Origin of the sequence: Streptomyces cinnamoneus, from assembly GCF_014650495.1 — a bacterium.
In the GTDB taxonomy this organism is placed as follows: Bacteria; Actinomycetota; Actinomycetes; order Streptomycetales; family Streptomycetaceae; genus Streptomyces; species Streptomyces cinnamoneus.
The window spans coordinates 71,095-88,279 of the sequence record NZ_BMVB01000015.1 but is presented as its reverse complement, the minus strand read 5'-3'; the positions used below and the strand labels follow the sequence as shown (position 1 = coordinate 88,279).

Below are 17,185 nucleotides of genomic sequence, written 5' to 3'. Positions count from 1 at the left end.
TGGCATGCCGTGCCGGGCTGAACAAGGTCTGAGCAGGGCTGGATTTTGCCGAATTTTTACGACGTCCTTGTGGGTTTAAGGCCGTTACTGCCGTAGATAGCTCAACAGCTCATCGTGCAGCAGTCCGTTGGACGCGGCGGCGTTCCCGCTGTGCGGACCCGGCCGGCCGTCCAGACCGGTGAAGCGGCCGCCCGCCTCCTCGACGATGACCACGTTCGCCGCCATGTCCCACAGCGACAGCTCCGGCTCCGCACAGATGTCCACGGACCCCTCGGCCACCATCATGTACGGCCAGAAGTCCCCGTAGCCGCGCGTCCGCCAGCAGTCGCGCGTCAGGTCCAGGAAGCCGGGCAGCATCCCGCGCTCCTCCCAGCCCGTCAGCGAGGAGTACGCGAAGGAGGCGTCGTCGATCCGGCCCACCCGCGAGACCTGCAGCCGCGACGCCGACGTCAGGCTCCGGCCGGTGTACGCGCCCGAGTCCTTCGCCGCCCACCAGCGGCGCCCCAGCGCCGGCGCCGACACCACGCCGACCACGGGCTGGAAACCGCCCTCGGCCTGCACCATCAGCGAGATCAGCGTGGCCCACACCGGAACCCCGCGTACGTAGTTCTTCGTACCGTCGATCGGGTCGATCACCCAGCGGCGCGGGCCCATGCCCTCGCTGCCGAACTCCTCGCCCAGCACGGCGTCGCGGGGCCGGGCGCGGTGCAGATGACCACGGATCAGCTCCTCGGCGGCCTTGTCGGCCTCGCTCACCGGAGTCATGTCCGGTTTGGTCTCGACCTTCAGGTCGAGGGCCTTGAACCGGTCCATGGTGGCCGCGTCGGCGGCGTCGGCCAGGACATGGGCCAGTCGCAGATCATCGTGGTAGTCGGACATGCCACGCACACTACCCGCGGCCACGTGGTCACGCGCGGCGCGACCTGCCGACGCCCTTGACAGCGTCTGGCGGTGCGTCAATCCTGTGGCCTGGCCACAACGCCACAACCGTCGTGCGGCCGTACGGCCGGGGAGGCGACGATGCCCGCGGCACGAGAACTCTTACTGGACGCGGCGTTCACAGCGCTCGGCGCCCGGCCCTGGCACGGGGTCCGGATGGTCGACGTCGCCGCCGCGGCCGGGGTCTCCCGGCAGACCCTCTACAACGAATTCGGCAGCAAGGACGGACTCGCCCGCGCCCTGGTGCGCCGCGAGACCGACGCCTTCCTCACCGGGGCGGAACGCTCCCTCGCCGAGGCCGCCGCCTCCGGCGACGCCGGCGACTGCTGCGCCGCAGCGGCCCTGTGGACCCTGCGCACGGCGCGCGCCAACCCGTTCGTGCGGGCCGCGCTGACCGGCTGCCGCGGGGACCGGCTCCCGCCCGCCGCCGCACCCCCCGTCCCGCCCCCGCGCGCCCCGCGCGACGGGCGGCCGCCCCGCGGCCCCGCCCCCGGGCTGCTGGCCGAGCGGATACGCGACAGCGCGGCCGCCGCGATCGGCCGGTGCACACCCCCGCAGGACGGGCAGCACGGGCAGGACGGGCCGGGCGGCGAGGTCGTACTGAGGGCCTGTGAGGCAGCGGTGCGGCTGACGCTGTCCTACGTCATCGCCCCGGCCGCCACCGACGAGGAGGCGGCGCGGGAGGTCGCCCGCCTGGTGCGCGCACTGCTGCGGTACGCGCCGGCGTGAGCGGCGGGGCCCACACGGGGGTCAGTGCGCCGAGCCCGACAGCTGCAGCCCGATGACCCCGACGATCACGAGGGCGATGGAGACGAGCTTGAGCGTGGAGACCAGGTCGTCCAGGAAGACCATGCCGTAGATCGCGGTGCCGGCCGCGCCGATGCCCGTCCAGACGGCGTAGGCCGGACCGACGTCGAGCTTGCGCAGGGAGAGGGTCAGCAGGCCGAAGCTGCCGAGCGCGAAGCAGGCGAAGGCGATGGTGGGCCACAGCCGGGTGAAGCCGTGCGAGAGCTTGAGACAGACGGCGAAGCCGGTTTCCAGAAGCCCGGCGACGACGACCAGCAGCCACGCCATCTCATTGCCTCCCGTTCGCGGGCCGCCCGCCAGCCCCGGCGCTCTTCATGCCCTTGCCGCCCGGGGCCGTTCGCAAACGTAGGCGATCAGTCGCCTTCGCGCCGCTCCCGGGTCGCCAGCAGCCGGCGCAGCGAGTAGAGGCGCTGCGGGTCGGCGTGGCCGTCCGCGACCCACTGGTCCAGCGCGCAGTCCTGCTCGTCGTGGCTGCACGCGCGCGGACAGCCCTCCGTGCCGGGCTCCAGGTCGGGGAAGGCGTGGATGACCCGCGAGGGGTCCACGTGGTGCAGTCCGAAGGAGCGCACGCCCGGGGTGTCGATGACCCAGCCCGTGCCCTCCGGCAGCGGCAGCGCCAGCGCCGAGGTGGTGGTGTGCCGGCCGCGCCCGGTGACGGCGTTGACGTGGCCGGTGGCCCGCTGCCGCTCCACGAGCGCGTTGACGAGGGTGGTCTTGCCGACGCCGGAGTGCCCGACGAACGCGGTGATCCGTCCCTCCAGCTGCTCGCGGACCCGGCGGGCGGCGGCGCCCTCGGCCAGTTCCTCGCGGCTGGTGACCACGTAGCGGATGCCCAGGGAGCCGTAGGACTCCATGAGCGTCTCCGCCGATGCCAGGTCCGACTTGGTCAGCACCAGCAGCGGCTCCAGCCCCGCGTCGTACGCCGCGACCAGGCAGCGGTCGATCAGGCGCGGGCGCGGCTCCGGGTCGGCGAGCGCGGTGACGATCGCCAGCTGGTCGGCGTTGGCGACGACCACCCGCTCGTACGGGTCGTCGTCGTCGGCCGTACGGCGCAGCACCGAGCTGCGCTCCTCGACCCGCACGATGCGCGCGAGGGTGTCCTTGGCGCCGCTGAGGTCGCCGACGACCGCGACCCGGTCGCCGACCACGGCGCTCTTGCGGCCGAGCTCGCGCGCCTTCATCGCGACGACGGGCCGGTCGTCGACGAGGACGGTGAGCCGGCCGCGGTCCACGGTCAGCACGAAGCCCTCGGCGGCGTCCTCGTGCTTGGGCCGGATGGTCGTGCGCGGGCGGTTGCCCTTGCGGTTGGGGCGGACGCGGACGTCGTCCTCGTCGGTGTGCTTGCCGTAGCGGCGCATGGTGCTTCCAGGATCTCTCAGCTTCTCGGCGCCGTCGTCGCCCCCGCGACGGAGCCGAGCATCCCGGTCCACAGCTCCGGGAAGTCGGGCAGGGTCTTGGCCGTGGTGGCGACGTTCTCCACCTCGACGCCGTCGACGGCGAGGCCGATGACGGCGGCCGCGGTGGCCAGCCGGTGGTCCTCGTAGGTGTGGAAGACGCCGCCGTGCAGGGTGCGCGGGCGGATGCGCAGGCCGTCCTCGGTCTCGGTGACGTCGCCGCCGAGCTCGTTGATCTCCTTGGCCAGGGCGGCCAGCCGGTCGGTCTCGTGCAGCCGCAGGTGGGCGATGCCCCGCAGGACGGACTCGGTCTCGGCCAGGGCCGCGACGGCCGCGATGACCGGCGTCAGCTCGCCGACCTCGTGCAGGTCGGCGTCGATGCCGGTGATGCGTCCGGTGCCGGTGAAGGTCAGGCCGGCGTCGGTGAGCTCGCAGCTGCCGCCCATGGCGGTGAAGATCTCGCGCAGCGCGTCGCCCGGCTGGGTGGTGCGCTCGGGCCAGTCGGGGATGGTGACCTTGCCGCCGGTGACCAGGGCCGCGGCCAGGAAGGGGGCGGCGTTGGACAGGTCGGGCTCGACGACCAGGTCGCGGCCGAGGAGGGCGCTGGGGGAGACCCGCCAGACGTCGGGCTCGCCGCCGGACTCGGGGGTGTCGACCTGGGCGCCGGCCGCCCGCAGCATGTCCACGGTCATGCGGATGTGCGGCATGGACGGCAGGGCGGAGCCGACGTGCCGGACCTCGACGCCCTGGTTGAAGCGCGGGCCGGACAGCAGCAGGGCGCTGACGAACTGGGAGGACGAGGAGGCGTCGATCTCGACCGGGCCGCCGTCCAGCGCTCCGGCGCCGTGCACGGTGAGCGGGAGGGCGCCGCGGTCGTTGTCGTCGATGCGGGCGCCCAGCGCGCGCAGCGCGTCGATCACGCCGTGCAGCGGACGCTCGTAGCTGCGGGGGTCGCCGTCGAAGCGGACGGGGCCGTCGGCCAGCGCGGCGACGGGCGGCAGGAAGCGCATGACGGTGCCGGCGTTGCCGACGTCGACGGTGGCCGGGCCGTGCAGCCGGGCCGGGATGACGCGCCATGCCTCGCCGGTGCCGTCGGGGCCCACGCCCTCCTCGATGCCGACGCCCATGGCGCGCAGCGCCTCGGCCATCAGCACGGTGTCGCGGGAGCGGAGCGGGCGGCGCACCCAGCCGGGCTCGGCGGCCAGGGAGGCCAGCACGAGGGCCCTGTTGGTGACCGACTTCGATCCGGGCACGGTGACCGTCGCGTCGACGGCCCCTGTCGCGAGGGGGGCGGGCCAGAGATCGGGGTGCGCGGGGCTCTCGGTCATGCCCTTACCTTACTGAGGTTCTCCCGGTGGTCGGCTCCGCGAAGGGCCCGGCCCGGCCCCTCACAGGCCGAACAGCCACCGGCCGCCCCCGGTCAGGGAGGTCAGCGACACGATGTGGAAGAGGACCAGCCACACCGCCGCGGGGAGGTTCGTCAGCCGGGCGAGCTGGTCGGCGTCGGAGTCCGGGGCGCCGCCGTGCCGGCGCTTGCGCTGCAGCTCGAAGGCGGGCCGTATGCCGCCGAGGAGCAGGAACCACACCACCCCGTAGGCGAACGCCGCCTGCACCGCGGGCCCCGCGAGCCAGGAGACGGCGACGAACGCGCCTCCGGCGAGCACCACGGTCAGGGCGCCGTAGGCGTTGCGGATCATCACCAGCATCGCGGCGAGCAGGGCCGTGGCGCCCCACAGCAGGGCGGTGATGTGCCCGGCGGCCAGCAGCCAGGCGCCCGCGAGGCCCAGCAGGGAGGGGGCGGTGTAGCCGGCGGCCGCGGTGAGGATCATGCCGGGGCCGGTCGGGCGGCCGCGCGAGACGGTCAGCCCGGAGGTGTCGGAGTGCAGCCGGATGCCGTCCAGGGTCCGCCCGCTGAGCAGGGCCACCAGGGCGTGGCCGCCCTCGTGGGCGATGGTGACGGCGTTGCGGGTGATCCGCCAGACGCCGTACGGGGCGACGGCCGCGAGCGCGACGAGGGCGGTGCCGGCGACGAGCCACGTCGAGGGGTGGGGCTGGGTGCCGAAGATGCGGTTCCAGAGGTCGGTGGCGGTGGTGCTGTTGTCCATCTGTGAGCCGCTCCTTGCGTCTTCGTGGCAGTGTGGAACTCATGTGCGGGCGATATGCGGCGAGCCGGAGGCCGGAGGACCTGGCCGGGCTCTTCGGGGTGGAGAAGTGGGAACCGGAGGAGACGCTTGCTCCGGACTGGAACGTGGCGCCGACGAAGAGCGTCCACGCGGTGCTCGAACGTCCCTTGAAAGACGCCGCCGACCGCCGTCCGGTTCGTCAGCTGCGCGTCCTGCGGTGGGGGCTGGTGCCGTCGTGGGCGAAGTCCCCGGAGGGCGCGGCGAAGATGATCAACGCCCGGGCGGAGACGGTCCACGAGAAGCCGTCCTTCCGCCGGGCCTTCGAGGCGCGGCGCTGCCTGCTCCCGGCGGACGGCTACTACGAGTGGGTCACGGGGGCGCAGGAGCGGGAGCTGGAGGAGAAGGGGCGCCGCAAGCGGACCCGCAAGCAGCCCTACTTCGTCACGCCGGCCGACGGATCGGTGATGGCGCTGGCCGGGGTGTACGAGTTCTGGCGCGACCCGGTGCTGCCGCCGGACCATCCGCTGGCCTGGTGGGCCACGTGCTCGGTGCTCACCACCGAAGCGGATCCCGGGCCGTTCGCCGGGGCGGAGCGGGCCGACGGGGAGGACGGCCCCCGGTCGCTGGCGGAGATCCACCCGCGGATGCCGCTGGTCCTGCCCCCCGGGAAGTGGGCGGCTTGGCTGGACCCGGGGCGCACGGACCCGGCGGAGCTGCGGGAGCTGCTGGCGCCCCCGCCCTCCGGACTCGTCCGGGCGTACCCGGTCGCCACGGCGGTCAGCGACGTGCGCAACAACGGGCCCGAACTGCTGACGGAGCTGGCGGCGCCGGAGGAGGCGACGCTCTTCTGACGGGCCGGCCCGACGGCCTCGCATGACGGACGGGCGGCCGCGCGCACGGCAGGATGGGCCGGGTGACGACAAAGATCGCGGAGACCGTGCAGGACGTGCCGACCCCCGCCGGGGACGCCCGCATCCACTGGTACCTGGCGCCCGGCGCCCGCCTCGTGCTGGCCCTGGGGCACGGCGCGGGCGGCGGGGTGGAGGCGCGCGACCTGCGGGCGCTGGCCGCCGACCTGCCGCTGACGGGGGTGAGCGTCGCGCTCGTCGAACAGCCCTGGCGGGTCGCCGGGAAGCGGGTGGCCCCGGCGCCCCGCGCCCTGGACGAGGCGTGGCGCGCGCTGTGGCCGGCGCTCGCGGCGCCCGGGCTGCCCGTCGTCGCGGGCGGACGCAGCGCGGGTGCCCGGGTGGCCTGCCGGACGGCGGCGGAGCTCGGGGCGGCCGGCGTGCTGGCGCTGAGCTTCCCGTTGCACCCGCCGGGCAAGCCGGAGAAGTCCCGGGCCGACGAGCTGGCCGGTGCGGGCCTGCCCACCCTCGTGGTGCAGGGCGCCCGCGACCCGTTCGGCCGCCCCGAGGAGTTCCCGCCCGGCACCGAACCCGTCGCGGTGCCGCACGCCGACCACGGCTTCGCGGTGCCGAAGAAGGCGGACGTCACCCAGGAGGAGGCGCTGGGAGTGATCACGTACGCGGTCAGGACCTGGCTGAAGTCGATCTAGAACGACTTCCGTTCGGCCGGGAATGATCCACGAGGTGCTGCTGTTGTGCCCTCTGTAGTCATGTACCGGCACAGACGAAGGAATGGGAGCTCCCCGCATGGGTTCGATCGCATGCCCGTCCCGCCCGCACTCGGCCGATCGCGGTTGGGCGGTCATGGGCGTGGCCCAGTCGGCCCTGGCTGGAGCGGCGAGCGCACCGGAACGTCGTCTATTCTCCGATTCGAGCGGGTCCGGTCCGGGCGCCGCCGTGGTGTTGGAGGAGGTGGGTCCGGTTACCGGGACCGACGCGGGGGCCGACGACAACCGCAAGCGGGAGCCCGCCGAGACGACGGCGGAGCGCAACGCGCGCTTCGAGCGCGACGCCCTGACCTTCCTCGACCAGATGTACTCGGCCGCCCTGCGCATGACGCGCAACGCAGCCGACGCCGAGGACCTGGTGCAGGAGACGTACGCCAAGGCCTACGCGTCCTTCCACCAGTTCCGTGACGGCACGAACCTCAAGGCGTGGCTGTACCGCATCCTGACCAACACCTTCATCAACTCGTACCGCAAGAAGCAGCGGGAGCCGCTGCGCAGCGCGTCCGAGGAGATCGAGGACTGGCAGCTCGCCCGCGCCGAGTCGCACATGTCGACGGGTCTGCGCTCCGCGGAGTCCCAGGCGCTCGACCACCTTCCCGACTCCGACGTCAAGGCGGCCCTCCAGGCCATTCCCGAGGAGTTCCGCATAGCGGTCTACCTCGCGGACGTCGAGGGCTTTGCCTACAAGGAGATCGCGGACATCATGGGTACCCCCATCGGCACGGTGATGTCCCGGCTGCACCGGGGCCGTCGTCAGCTGCGCGGACTGCTGGAGGACTACGCCCGCGAGCGCGGTCTGGTCCCGGCCGGGGCCGCCCCCGCGTCGAACGGTTCCGACGAGTCGCACAATCGGAAAGGCTCGGACTCATGAGCTGCGGAGACCCGCACGAGACGGACTGCTCTGAAGTCCTCGACCACCTCTACGAGTTCCTCGACCACGAGATGCCCGACGGCAAGTGCGCCGAGTTCGAGGTGCACATCGACGAGTGCTCCCCGTGCCTGGAGAAGTACGGGCTGGAGCAGGCGGTGAAGAAGCTCGTCAAGCGCTGCTGCGGCCACGACGACGTGCCGGCCGACCTCCGCTCGAAGGTCATGGGCCGCATCGAGCTCATCCGGTCCGGGCAGTCGGTGCCCGACCAGGACCTGGTGGCCGAGGCGAAGGCGGCGGAGGCCGCAGCGCAGCAGGACTGACCACTGATCCAAACCACCGTAACGGGGAACGTCACCCGAACGGACGGTGCAATACCCGGAGCCTCGTTCTCCGGCCGCTGCTGAGCCTATTCTCCCCATCCAGACGCCATGTCCGAGGGTCGGGGAGGACGCGCCATGTGGGCACTTCCGGCGGCGGCACGCGTGTACATCACGTGCGCCGTACTCGCCGCCGCGGTGTGCGCCGTGCCCGCCGTGCGGGAGGCGCCCGCGGTGCCCTGGGGCACGGTCGTGCTCCTCGCCGGCGTCGGGGCGGCCTGTGAGCGACTGCCGCGCTGTCCCCTGACGGTGCCGGTGCTGCTCGCCGGAGCGTTCCTGCTGCCGCCGGGCGCCGCCGCGCTGGTCGCGGCGGCGGGCGGGCTCGCCGGCCGGCCCGGACGGGAGCCGGCCGGGGTGCGGCGGCTGTGGCACGCCGCGCAGTCCTCCCTCGCCGCCGGCGCCGCCTCGTACGTCTACGGCCTGGGCGCCCCGCGCGTCCTCGAAGGGCCGGCCTTCCCCCGCGCCGTCCTTCCCGCCCTCGCCGCGGCCCTGGTCCTCGCCCTGGTCGCCGCCGCGCTCGACGGCGGCGTGCTCGTCACCGCCGAGGGCCGCTCCCCGCGCACCGCCTGGCGCCGCCCGCTGCCGGAGGTGCTGCTGCCGCCCCTGTCCCACGGCCCCACCGCCCTGCTGACCGCCGTCCTGTGGCACGGCCCCTACGGCCGCGCCGCCGCGCTGCTGGTGCTGCTGCCCATGGCCGTCACCGCCTGGGTCCTCGACCGCTGCCGGCGCGAGCGCGCCGCGCACCAGGCCACCGTCCGGGCGCTCGTCCAGGCCGTCGACCTCAAGGACCACTACACCCGCGGCCACAGCGAGCGCGTCGGCCGCGCCTCCGTGCTGATCGCCCGGGAGCTGGGCATCAGCGGCGACCGCCTCGAAGCGCTCCGCTTCGCCGGCACCCTGCACGACGTGGGCAAGCTCGGCGTCCCCACCCGCGTGCTGCGCAAGGACGGGCCCCTCACCCCGGAGGAGCGCCGCGCCATCGAGCTGCACCCCGAGTACGGCCACGAAATGGTCCGCGGCATCGGCTTCCTCGACGAGGCGCGCGCGGCGATCCTCCACCACCACGAGCGCCTGGACGGCAGCGGCTACCCCTACGGCCTGGCGGGGCGTCAGATCCCCGAGTCGGCCCGGGTCGTGGCCGTCGCCGACGCCTTCGACGCCATGACCTCCACCCGCAGCTACAGCCGCGCCCGCCCCGTCCCCGTCGCCCTGGCCGAGCTGCAGCGCTGCTCCGGATCCCAGTTCGACCCCCGGATGGTGGCCGCGCTCTCCCGGGCGCTGGACCGCCACGGCTGGCGCCCCGCCGAGGGCGCGGCAGAGCTCTCCCCGCTGCGCCCGCCGGGCCGTACGCCCGCCAGCCGAAACGTCCCTCTTGATCACTGTTCCACGGCTTCGCCCGCTTCCGGCGAGGCGCGACCGGGCGGCCGCGGATGACCGGGGAGCCCCTCGTGCGGGGCGTGTACGCCGTCGCCGGCACGGCAGCCGTCGCCGCCCTGGCCTGGACCGCCTGGCGCGGCGTCGAGCAGCCCCACGTCGCCCTGGCCTACGGGGCGCTCATCGCCCTGGGCGAGGCCGCACGGCGCCGGCCGCGCCCCTCGGCCGGGGGCCGGGAGACCGCGCCCGTCGGCTCCGCGGGGACCCTCGCCTACGCCCTGCTCGGCGAGGTCGGCGGAGAGCCCACCTCGCACGGGGCGCCCCAGGTCGTCGCCGTCGTCCTCGGCGCCACCCTGGCCGGCGCGGTGGGCCGGCCCCCCGCCCCGGACCGGCTCGCCCGCCGCATCCTGGGCGCCGGCTTCGCCGCCGTCTGCTTCCAGCCGCTGCACACCGTGGAAGCCCTCGGCCGGTGGCCCGCCCACAGCCCCTGCTACGGGGTGTTCCTGCTGCTGCTCCTCGCCCTCACCGCCCTGTGCGACGCCGTCCTCGCCGCCGCCCTCACCCACGCCCGCCACGGCGGCGGCTACGGGGCCGCCCTGCGCGAGGAGCTGCGCACCCTGCCCGGCATCGGCTCGGCGATCGGGGCCACCGGCGCGGTGATGGCCCTGGCCGTGGCCGCGGCGGGGCTGTGGGCGCTGCCGGTGTTCTGCCTGCCCCTGCTGGTCACCCAGCTCTCCATCCACCGCTACGAGGCCGTACGGGCCACCCGCCGCGAGACCATCGCCTCCCTCGCCCGCACCACCGAGATCGCCGGGTACACCCCCGCCGGGCACGCCCGCCGGGTGGCCGCCCTCAGCCGGGCGGTCGGCCGGGAGCTCGGCCTGTCCGGCGCCGACCTCACCGTCGTGGAGTACGCGGCCCTGATGCACGACATCGGCCAGCTCTCCCTCCTCGACCCCGTGCCCGCCGGCGCGACCGAGCCGCTGCCCCCCGAGCAGCGCCGCCGCATCGCCCTGCTGGGCGGCGCCGTGGTGCGCCAGACCGGCGTGGCCCCCGAGGTCGCCCTGGTGGTCGAGCGGCAGGCGGACCCGTACCGCGACCAGCCGCTCACCGCCCGCGTCGTGCGCACCGTCAACGCCTACGACGATCTCGCCGGCGACCCGGCGTGCGGCCCCCTGCGCGCGCTGGAGCGACTGCGCCTGGCGACCGCCTACGACCACGAGCCCCGGGTGGTGGAGGCGCTCGCCACGGTGCTCGCGCGCGGCCGCCCCGCCCCTCCGCCCCCGTAGCGCCCCGCAGCACCCGAAAGCCCCCGGAGAAAACCGGGCGAAGGGGGACTGGCCCGCCGAACCCACGGGTAATGAGCGGGCGTCCGAAGGGGCATGGTTGGATGCGAAGAGACGCAGAGAATGGCGAGAATGCGGAAAACGGGGGGTGTCGTGCGCGCTCGCTTCGGCAAGGAGGTGTGGTGGGCACCGCTCCCCGGAGTCGAGGAGTGGTGGGGCGCCGTCCGCGCGGACGGCGGCCGTCACCCGGTCCATCCGGCGTGGTCGCACGCAGAAACCGGCAGGCGGGAATCGTGAGGATCTTCGGCAGGGTACGGCACCGGCCTTCCGCCTCGTGGCGGCAGGCCACCGACCGTGCCTTCACGCTCATCGGGGACGGCCGGTACGAGGACGCGGGCGCGCTGCTCACACGCGCGGCCGACATGGAGCCGTGGCTGTCCGAGTCCTGGTTCAACCTGGCCCTGTTGCACAAGTTCCGGCACGACTGGGAGCAGGCCCGCGCCGCCGGCCTGCGGGCCGTCGCGCTGCTGGACCGCGAGGCGGGCGCCCCGGACTGGTGGAACGTGGGCATCGCGGCCACGGCCCTGCAGGACTGGCCGCTGGCCCGCCGCGCCTGGCAGGCGTACGGGCTTCGGGTGCCCACCGAGGGCGGGCCGGCCGCCGAGCCCGTCGGCATGGAGCTCGGCAGCGCGGCCGTCCGGCTCTCCCCGGAGGGCGAGGCCGAGGTCGTCTGGGGCCGCCGGCTGGACCCGGCACGGATCGAGGTGCTCTCCATCCCGCTGCCGTCCTCCGGCCGCCGCTGGGGCGAGGTGGTGCTGCACGACGGTGTCCCGCACGGCGAGCGCGTCACCGCCGCCGGGCCCTCCTACCCCGTCTTCGACGAGATCGAGCTGTGGGCCCCCTCTCCCGTCCCGACCTGGGTCGTGCTCCTGGAGGCCGCCACCGAGGCCGACCGGGACGCCCTGGAGCGGCTCGCGGCCGACGCCGGCTTCGCCGCCGAGGACTGGTCCTCCTCCGTGCGCCTGCTGTGCCGCACGTGCTCGGAGAGCCGGATGCCCAGCGACGAGGGCGACGGCGAGCACCTCGACCCGCACGACCACAGCGAGCCCGGCCATCCCGGCCCGCTGGGCCACCGCACCGCCGGCACCGGCTCGGGCTCCCTGTGGGTACCCGAGCGCGAGTGCGGCATCGCGGCGCCCGCCGGGCTCGTCCGCGGGCTGCTCGACGGCTGGGTCGCCGACAGCCCCGACACCCGTGAATGGCGCGATCTCGAAGAGGTCTGCTGAGCGGCCGCCCAGGTCCCCTTTACTCTGTACGGGGCCCCGTGGATTCAGGGCAAGACAGTGCTTTCGGGTTGTGAGAGAGGCATACGGCGGACATGGCGCAGCAAGACACTGAGCACTCGGTGAACGAAGAGCCGAAGGAGTCCGGCGAGTTCATCGTGGACACCGAGGACTGCGAGGCGCGTGAGCTCGCGCACCGTGAGCGCGGCACCTCCCGGCCGATCACGGTCGTCGGCAACCCCGTCCTGCACAAGGAGTGCAAGGACGTGACGGAGTTCGGCGACGAGCTCGCCCAGCTGATCGACGACATGTTCGCCAGCCAGCGCACCGCGGAGGGCGTGGGCCTGGCCGCCAACCAGATCGGCGTCGACCTCAAGGTCTTCGTCTACGACTGCCCGGACGACGAGGGCGTCCGCCACGTCGGCCACGTCGTCAACCCCGTCCTCGACGAGCTGCCGGCCGACCGCCGCATCCTCGACGACTCCAACGAGGGCTGCCTGTCGGTGCCGACGGCCTACGCCTCGCTGGCCCGTCCCGACTACGCGGTCGTCCGCGGCCAGGACATGCACGGCAACCCGATCGCCGTCGAGGGCACCGGCTACTTCGCCCGCTGCCTGCAGCACGAGACGGACCACCTGTACGGCTACCTGTACATCGACCGCCTCTCCAAGCGCGACCGCAAGGACGCGCTGCGCCAGATGGCGGAGGGCACCCCGCGCTACCCGGTCGTCGCCAACGACTGACCCTCGTCGCACCACGCGTGTGGGGGGCGCTCCTACGGGAGCGCCCCCCACACGCGTCCTACGGCTGGGCCGGGAAGTCGTCGGCCTCGAAGAGCCGGCGCACCTCGACCTCGCCCTCCCGGAAGGGGATGCGCCGGGCCCACTCCAGGGCCTCGTCCATGGACTGGGCCCGGATGACCCAGAAGCCGGCGACCAGGTCCTTCGCCGGGCCGAAGGGCCCCTCCGTGACCACGGGCGCGCCGTCGGAGTACGTCACCCGCGCGCCGTCGGACGTGGGACGCAGGCCGTCGCCCGTGAGCCACGCCCCGGCCTCGACCAGCTGGTCGTTGTACTGCCCCATCTCGGCGATCAGCTCCCGGGTCGGCAGCACGCCGGCCTCGGAGTCCTCGCTCGCCTTGACGATCATCATGAAACGCGGCATCGCGTGCCTCCCGTTCGTCCGGACCCGCTGTGGGTTCCCGGACGGGAGACACGCGATGCGACGTGCCGGCGGAATTAGCCCGCCTGGATCATCAGAACTCGTCGTCGAAGGCGACCGTGCCCTCGACCGCCACCTGGTACGCGGACGCGCGGCGCTCGAAGAAGTTGGTCAGCTCCTGGACGTTCTGCAGCTCCATGAAGGAGAACGGGTTCTCCGAGCCGAAGACCGGGGCGAAGCCCAGGCGCTGCAGGCGCTGGTCGGCCACGCACTGGAGGTACTCGCGCATGGACTCGGTGTTCATGCCCGGCAGGCCCTCGCCGCACAGGTCACGGCCGAACTGCAGCTCCGCCTCGACGGCCTCCTTCAGCATGTCGGTGACCTGCTGCTGGAGCTCGTCGTCGAAGAGCTCGGGCTCCTCCTGGCGGACGGTGTCCACGACCTCGAACGCGAAGTTCATGTGCATGGTCTCGTCGCGGAAGACCCAGTTGGTGCCGGTCGCCAGGCCGTGCAGCAGGCCGCGGCTGCGGAACCAGTACACGTAGGCGAAGGCGCCGTAGAAGAACAGGCCCTCGATGCACGCGGCGAAGCAGATCAGGTTGAGCAGGAAGCGACGGCGGTCGGCCTTCGTCTCCAGCCGGTCGATCTTCTCGACCTCGTTGATCCACTTGAAGCAGAACTGCGCCTTGTCGCGGATGGAGGGGATGTTCTCCACCGCGTCGAACGCGGCCGCGCGCTCGTCCGGGTCGGGCAGGTAGGTGTCGAGCAGCGTCAAGTAGAACTGGACGTGCACGGCCTCCTCGAAGAGCTGCCGCGACAGGTACAGCCGCGCCTCGGGGGAGTTGATGTGCTTGTACAGCGTCAGCACGAGGTTGTTCGCCACGATCGAGTCGCCGGTCGCGAAGAACGCGACCAGGCGGCCGATCATGTGCTGCTCGCCCGGGGACAGCTTGGCGAGGTCGGCGACGTCCGAGTGGAGGTCGACCTCCTCGACGGTCCAGGTGTTCTTGATCGCGTCGCGGTAGCGGTCGTAGAAGTCTGGGTACCGCATCGGGCGCAGGGTCAGCTCGAAGCCCGGGTCGAGCAGGTTCTTCTGGACGGGGGCGGTCACTGGCATGCCTCGCAGGACTCGGGGTTCTCAAGGGAGCAGGCGATGGCGTCCGCGTCGGGCGCGGCCTGCTGCACGGGGATGGTGGCGGCGGGGGTGCCGGAGCCGGACGCGGCGCGGGCGATCCGGGTCGCCGGGCGGGAGCGCAGGTAGTACGTCGTCTTGATGCCCTGCTTCCAGGCGTACGCGTACATCGAGCTGAGCTTGCCGATGGTGGGCGAGGCCATGAAGAGGTTCAGCGACTGGCTCTGGTCCAGGTACGGCGTCCGGGCCGCGGCCATGTCGATCAGGGCGCGCTGCGGGATCTCCCAGGCGGTGCGGTAGAGGTCGCGCACCTCCTGCGGGATCCACTTCATGTCCTGGATCGAGCCGTTGGCGTCGGTCATCGCGTCGCGGGTGGTGCGGTCCCACACGCCGAGCTTCTTCAGGTCGTCCACCAGGTAGGTGTTGACCTGCAGGAACTCGCCCGAGAGCGTTTCGCGCTTGAAGAGGTTGGAGACCTGCGGCTCGATGCACTCGTAGACGCCCGCGATGGAGGCGATGGTCGCCGTCGGGGCGATCGCCAGCAGCAGCGAGTTGCGCATGCCGACGGTGGCGATGCGGGCGCGCAGCGCCTCCCAGCGGTCCGCCCAGCCGGCCACCGCGTTCGGGTAGTGGTCGGGGTGCAGCACGCCGCGGGCGGTGCGGGTGGCCTCCCACGCCGGGTGCGGGCCGTGCCGCTCGGCGAGGTCGGCGGACGCCTCGTACGCCGCGAGCATGATCCGCTCGGAGATGCGGGTCGACAGCTCCTTCGCCTCGGCCGAGTCGAAGGGCAGGCGCAGGCGGAAGAAGACGTCCTGCAGGCCCATGAGGCCCAGGCCCACCGGGCGCCAGCGGCTGTTGGAGCTGCCGGCCTGCTCGGTCGGGTAGAAGTTGATGTCCACGACGCGGTCGAGGAAGGTGACGGCCGTACGGACCGTACGGTCGAGCTTCTCCCAGTCCATCTCGCCGTCGGCGCCGAGGTGCTGGGCCAGGTTGACCGAGCCCAGGTTGCAGACCGCGGTCTCGCCGTCGTTCGTGACCTCGAGGATCTCGGTGCAGAGGTTCGAGGAGTGGACGACCGCGCCCTTCTCGGCCGTCTGGTTGGCCGTGCGGTTGGCGGCGTCCTTGAAGGTCATCCAGCCGTTGCCGGTCTGCGCGAGGGTACGCATCATGCGGGCGTACAGCACGCGGGCCGGGACCTGCTTGACGGCCTTGCCGGCGGCCTCGTAGGCGCGGTAGGCGGCGTCGAACTCGTCGCCGTAGAGGTCGACCAGGTCCGGGGTGTCGGCGGGGGAGAAGAGCGACCAGTCGGCGTCGGCCTCGACGCGGCGCATGAACTCGTCCGGGATCCAGTGCGCGATGTTGAGGTTGTGGGTGCGGCGGGCCTCCTCACCGGTGTTGTCGCGGAGCTCCAGGAACTCCTCGATGTCCGCGTGCCAGGTCTCCAGGTAGACGCAGGCCGCGCCCTTGCGCCGGCCGCCCTGGTTGACGGCCGCGACGGAGGCGTCGAGGGTGCGCAGGAACGGCACGATGCCGTTGGAGTGGCCGTTGGTGCCGCGGATCAGCGAGCCGCGGGAGCGGATGCGCGAGTACGACAGGCCGATGCCGCCCGCGTGCTTCGACAGGCGCGCCACCTGGTGGTAGCGGTCGTAGATCGAGTCCAGCTCGTCCAGCGGGGAGTCCAGCAGGTAGCAGGACGACATCTGCGGGTGGCGGGTGCCGGAGTTGAAGAGCGTGGGGGAGGAGGGCAGGTAGGAGAGCGTGCTCGTCAGGCGGTACAGCTCCGCGACGTCCTCCAGCGCCCGCTCGGAGTGGTCCTCGGCGAGGCCGCAGGCCACGCGCAGCAGGAAGTGCTGCGGGGTCTCGATCACGTCGCGGTGGATCGGGTGGCGCAGCAGGTAGCGGCTGTGCAGGGTGCGCAGGCCGAAGTAGCCGAAGCGGTCGTCGGCGCCGTCGGAGAGGGCCTTCGCCACCAGGGCGTCCAGGCGCTCGGCGTGCGTGGCCACGAAGGCGGCGGTCTCGTCCGCGATGAGGCCCTCGCGGTGGCCGACGGCCACCGAGGCGGAGAAGGACGTCGCGCCCTGGCCGGCCGCCTCGTCGGCGATGGCGAGGGTGAGCAGCCGGGCGGCGAGGCGGGAGTACTCCGGCTCCTCGGCGATCAGGCCGGCGGCGGCCTCGGTGGCGAGGGAGCGCAGCTCCGCCTCGTCCGAGGCGGCGCTGCGGCCGCGCAGTGCTGCGGCGGCGACCTTGCCCGGGTCGGTGGCGGGAAGGTCTGCGGTGAGATCGGTCAGGGTGCGCAGCAGCGCGGTCCCGGGACCGCCGGTCGCTTCCGCGTTCTCTGAGACCGGTTCGGCGGGCGCGATGGTCACGTGTGGCTCTCCCTCGCTCGGCTGGGGTGGGCCGGGCGGGAGAGCGCGACGGTCGCGTACGGGCATGCCGCTTGCACCGGGGCATGACGCGTAGGCGTCCCGTCGGCCCAACCCGCGGGGCCCGGACGAATTCAACGCCCATAGCCGAGCCCAGGGCAGGCTCGGTGGCGGACGCTGCTGCCGGCAGGTCCTCGGACTTCGGGTGCACTGGGTATATGCGCACACATACACCGTTGCGGGACAGTTCCGGATTTCCACCGGATTCCCCTGCGACGACAGCGAGGACGAGCATACATCTAGTGCCGGGCCTCGTACGCGCCCCCACATGTTGTGTCGTCCCGTCATGAGCCGGTCGCGGAATGTGCTAACGGACGCCTCCCGGCGGGCAAGCGGAAAGGGCCGTCACGCCCCCTGGCGGGGGTGTGACGGCCCTCGGGTG

At 73.2% G+C, this 17,185-nt stretch carries 17 protein-coding genes and 1 riboswitch; of the genes, 9 read left to right on the top strand and 8 right to left on the bottom strand.

Going from position 1 to position 17,185, the window contains the following annotated elements:
• Positions 1-84: 84 nt before the first annotated feature.
• A complete protein-coding gene (gene hisN / locus IE182_RS21120; protein ID WP_190111463.1) occupies positions 85-879 on the bottom strand; it encodes a histidinol-phosphatase in 795 nt (264 codons plus the stop codon).
• Between the two features lie 141 nt (positions 880-1,020).
• On the opposite strand from hisN, the gene IE182_RS21115 reads away from it, so the two are divergent.
• Complete coding sequence (locus IE182_RS21115; protein WP_190111462.1) at positions 1,021-1,668, top strand: TetR/AcrR family transcriptional regulator; 648 nt, start codon at positions 1,021-1,023, stop codon at positions 1,666-1,668.
• 21 nt (positions 1,669-1,689) lie between these two features.
• Here the strand turns inward: IE182_RS21115 and IE182_RS21110 are convergent, their stop codons facing one another.
• From IE182_RS21110 to IE182_RS21095, 4 genes are all read right to left on the bottom strand, one after another.
• Positions 1,690-2,013 carry a DMT family transporter gene (locus IE182_RS21110; RefSeq protein ID WP_190111461.1) on the bottom strand — a complete coding sequence of 108 codons (324 nt, stop codon included), beginning with the start codon at positions 2,011-2,013 and terminating at the stop codon, positions 1,690-1,692.
• Positions 2,014-2,099: 86 nt separating this feature from the next.
• Positions 2,100-3,104 carry a ribosome small subunit-dependent GTPase A gene (gene rsgA / locus IE182_RS21105; protein ID WP_190111460.1) on the bottom strand — a complete coding sequence of 335 codons (1,005 nt, stop codon included), beginning with the start codon at positions 3,102-3,104 and terminating at the stop codon, positions 2,100-2,102.
• A gap of 17 nt (positions 3,105-3,121) precedes the next feature.
• Positions 3,122-4,468 carry a 3-phosphoshikimate 1-carboxyvinyltransferase gene (gene aroA, locus IE182_RS21100; RefSeq protein ID WP_190111459.1) on the bottom strand — a complete coding sequence of 449 codons (1,347 nt, stop codon included), beginning with the start codon at positions 4,466-4,468 and terminating at the stop codon, positions 3,122-3,124.
• 60 nt (positions 4,469-4,528) lie between these two features.
• Positions 4,529-5,245: a M50 family metallopeptidase gene (locus IE182_RS21095; RefSeq protein WP_190111458.1), complete on the bottom strand. Its 717-nt coding sequence runs from the start codon at positions 5,243-5,245 to the stop codon at positions 4,529-4,531.
• A gap of 41 nt (positions 5,246-5,286) precedes the next feature.
• Here IE182_RS21095 and IE182_RS21090 point away from each other — a divergent pair, with 41 nt between their 5' ends.
• The 8 genes from IE182_RS21090 (at position 5,287) to def (ending at position 12,830) form a co-directional block, all read left to right on the top strand.
• A complete protein-coding gene (locus IE182_RS21090) occupies positions 5,287-6,114 on the top strand; it encodes an SOS response-associated peptidase (protein ID WP_190111457.1) in 828 nt (275 codons plus the stop codon).
• 62 nt (positions 6,115-6,176) lie between these two features.
• Positions 6,177-6,818, top strand: a complete 642-nt coding sequence (locus tag IE182_RS21085; protein WP_229844986.1) for an alpha/beta hydrolase family protein — start codon at positions 6,177-6,179, stop codon at positions 6,816-6,818.
• Between the two features lie 262 nt (positions 6,819-7,080).
• The gene (locus IE182_RS21080; RefSeq protein WP_190111455.1) at positions 7,081-7,767 is read left to right on the top strand and encodes a sigma-70 family RNA polymerase sigma factor; all 687 of its coding nucleotides are present in this window, start codon (positions 7,081-7,083) and stop codon (positions 7,765-7,767) included.
• Entirely contained in the window at positions 7,764-8,087 is a 324-nt protein-coding gene (rsrA, locus tag IE182_RS21075) for a mycothiol system anti-sigma-R factor (RefSeq protein ID WP_190111454.1), read from the top strand. Before IE182_RS21080 ends, rsrA begins: the two co-directional genes overlap by 4 nt.
• A 135-nt stretch (positions 8,088-8,222) precedes the next feature.
• Positions 8,223-9,578 carry an HD-GYP domain-containing protein gene (locus IE182_RS21070; protein ID WP_190111453.1) on the top strand — a complete coding sequence of 452 codons (1,356 nt, stop codon included), beginning with the start codon at positions 8,223-8,225 and terminating at the stop codon, positions 9,576-9,578.
• Entirely contained in the window at positions 9,575-10,807 is a 1,233-nt protein-coding gene (locus tag IE182_RS21065) for an HD-GYP domain-containing protein (protein WP_190111452.1), read from the top strand. Before IE182_RS21070 ends, IE182_RS21065 begins: the two co-directional genes overlap by 4 nt.
• 290 nt (positions 10,808-11,097) lie before the next feature.
• A complete protein-coding gene (locus IE182_RS21060; RefSeq protein ID WP_190111451.1) occupies positions 11,098-12,090 on the top strand; it encodes a tetratricopeptide repeat protein in 993 nt (330 codons plus the stop codon).
• A 92-nt stretch (positions 12,091-12,182) separates the two neighbouring features.
• Positions 12,183-12,830, top strand: a complete 648-nt coding sequence (gene def / locus IE182_RS21055) for a peptide deformylase (RefSeq protein WP_190111450.1) — start codon at positions 12,183-12,185, stop codon at positions 12,828-12,830.
• Positions 12,831-12,888: 58 nt separating this feature from the next.
• Here def and IE182_RS21050 read toward each other — a convergent pair whose 3' ends face one another.
• The 3 genes from IE182_RS21050 to IE182_RS21040 form a co-directional block, all read right to left on the bottom strand.
• Positions 12,889-13,251, bottom strand: coding sequence for a YciI family protein (locus tag IE182_RS21050; RefSeq protein ID WP_190111449.1), 363 nt, complete (start codon positions 13,249-13,251; stop codon positions 12,889-12,891).
• A 91-nt stretch (positions 13,252-13,342) separates the two neighbouring features.
• Positions 13,343-14,365: a ribonucleotide-diphosphate reductase subunit beta gene (locus IE182_RS21045; RefSeq protein ID WP_190111448.1), complete on the bottom strand. Its 1,023-nt coding sequence runs from the start codon at positions 14,363-14,365 to the stop codon at positions 13,343-13,345.
• Entirely contained in the window at positions 14,356-16,746 is a 2,391-nt protein-coding gene (locus tag IE182_RS21040) for a ribonucleoside-diphosphate reductase subunit alpha (protein ID WP_190111447.1), read from the bottom strand. The genes IE182_RS21045 and IE182_RS21040 overlap by 10 nt, the downstream gene beginning before the upstream one ends.
• Before the next feature lie 177 nt (positions 16,747-16,923).
• Positions 16,924-17,025: riboswitch (adenosylcobalamin-variant (AdoCbl-variant) riboswitch) on the bottom strand.
• Between the last annotated feature and the right edge of the window lie 160 nt (positions 17,026-17,185).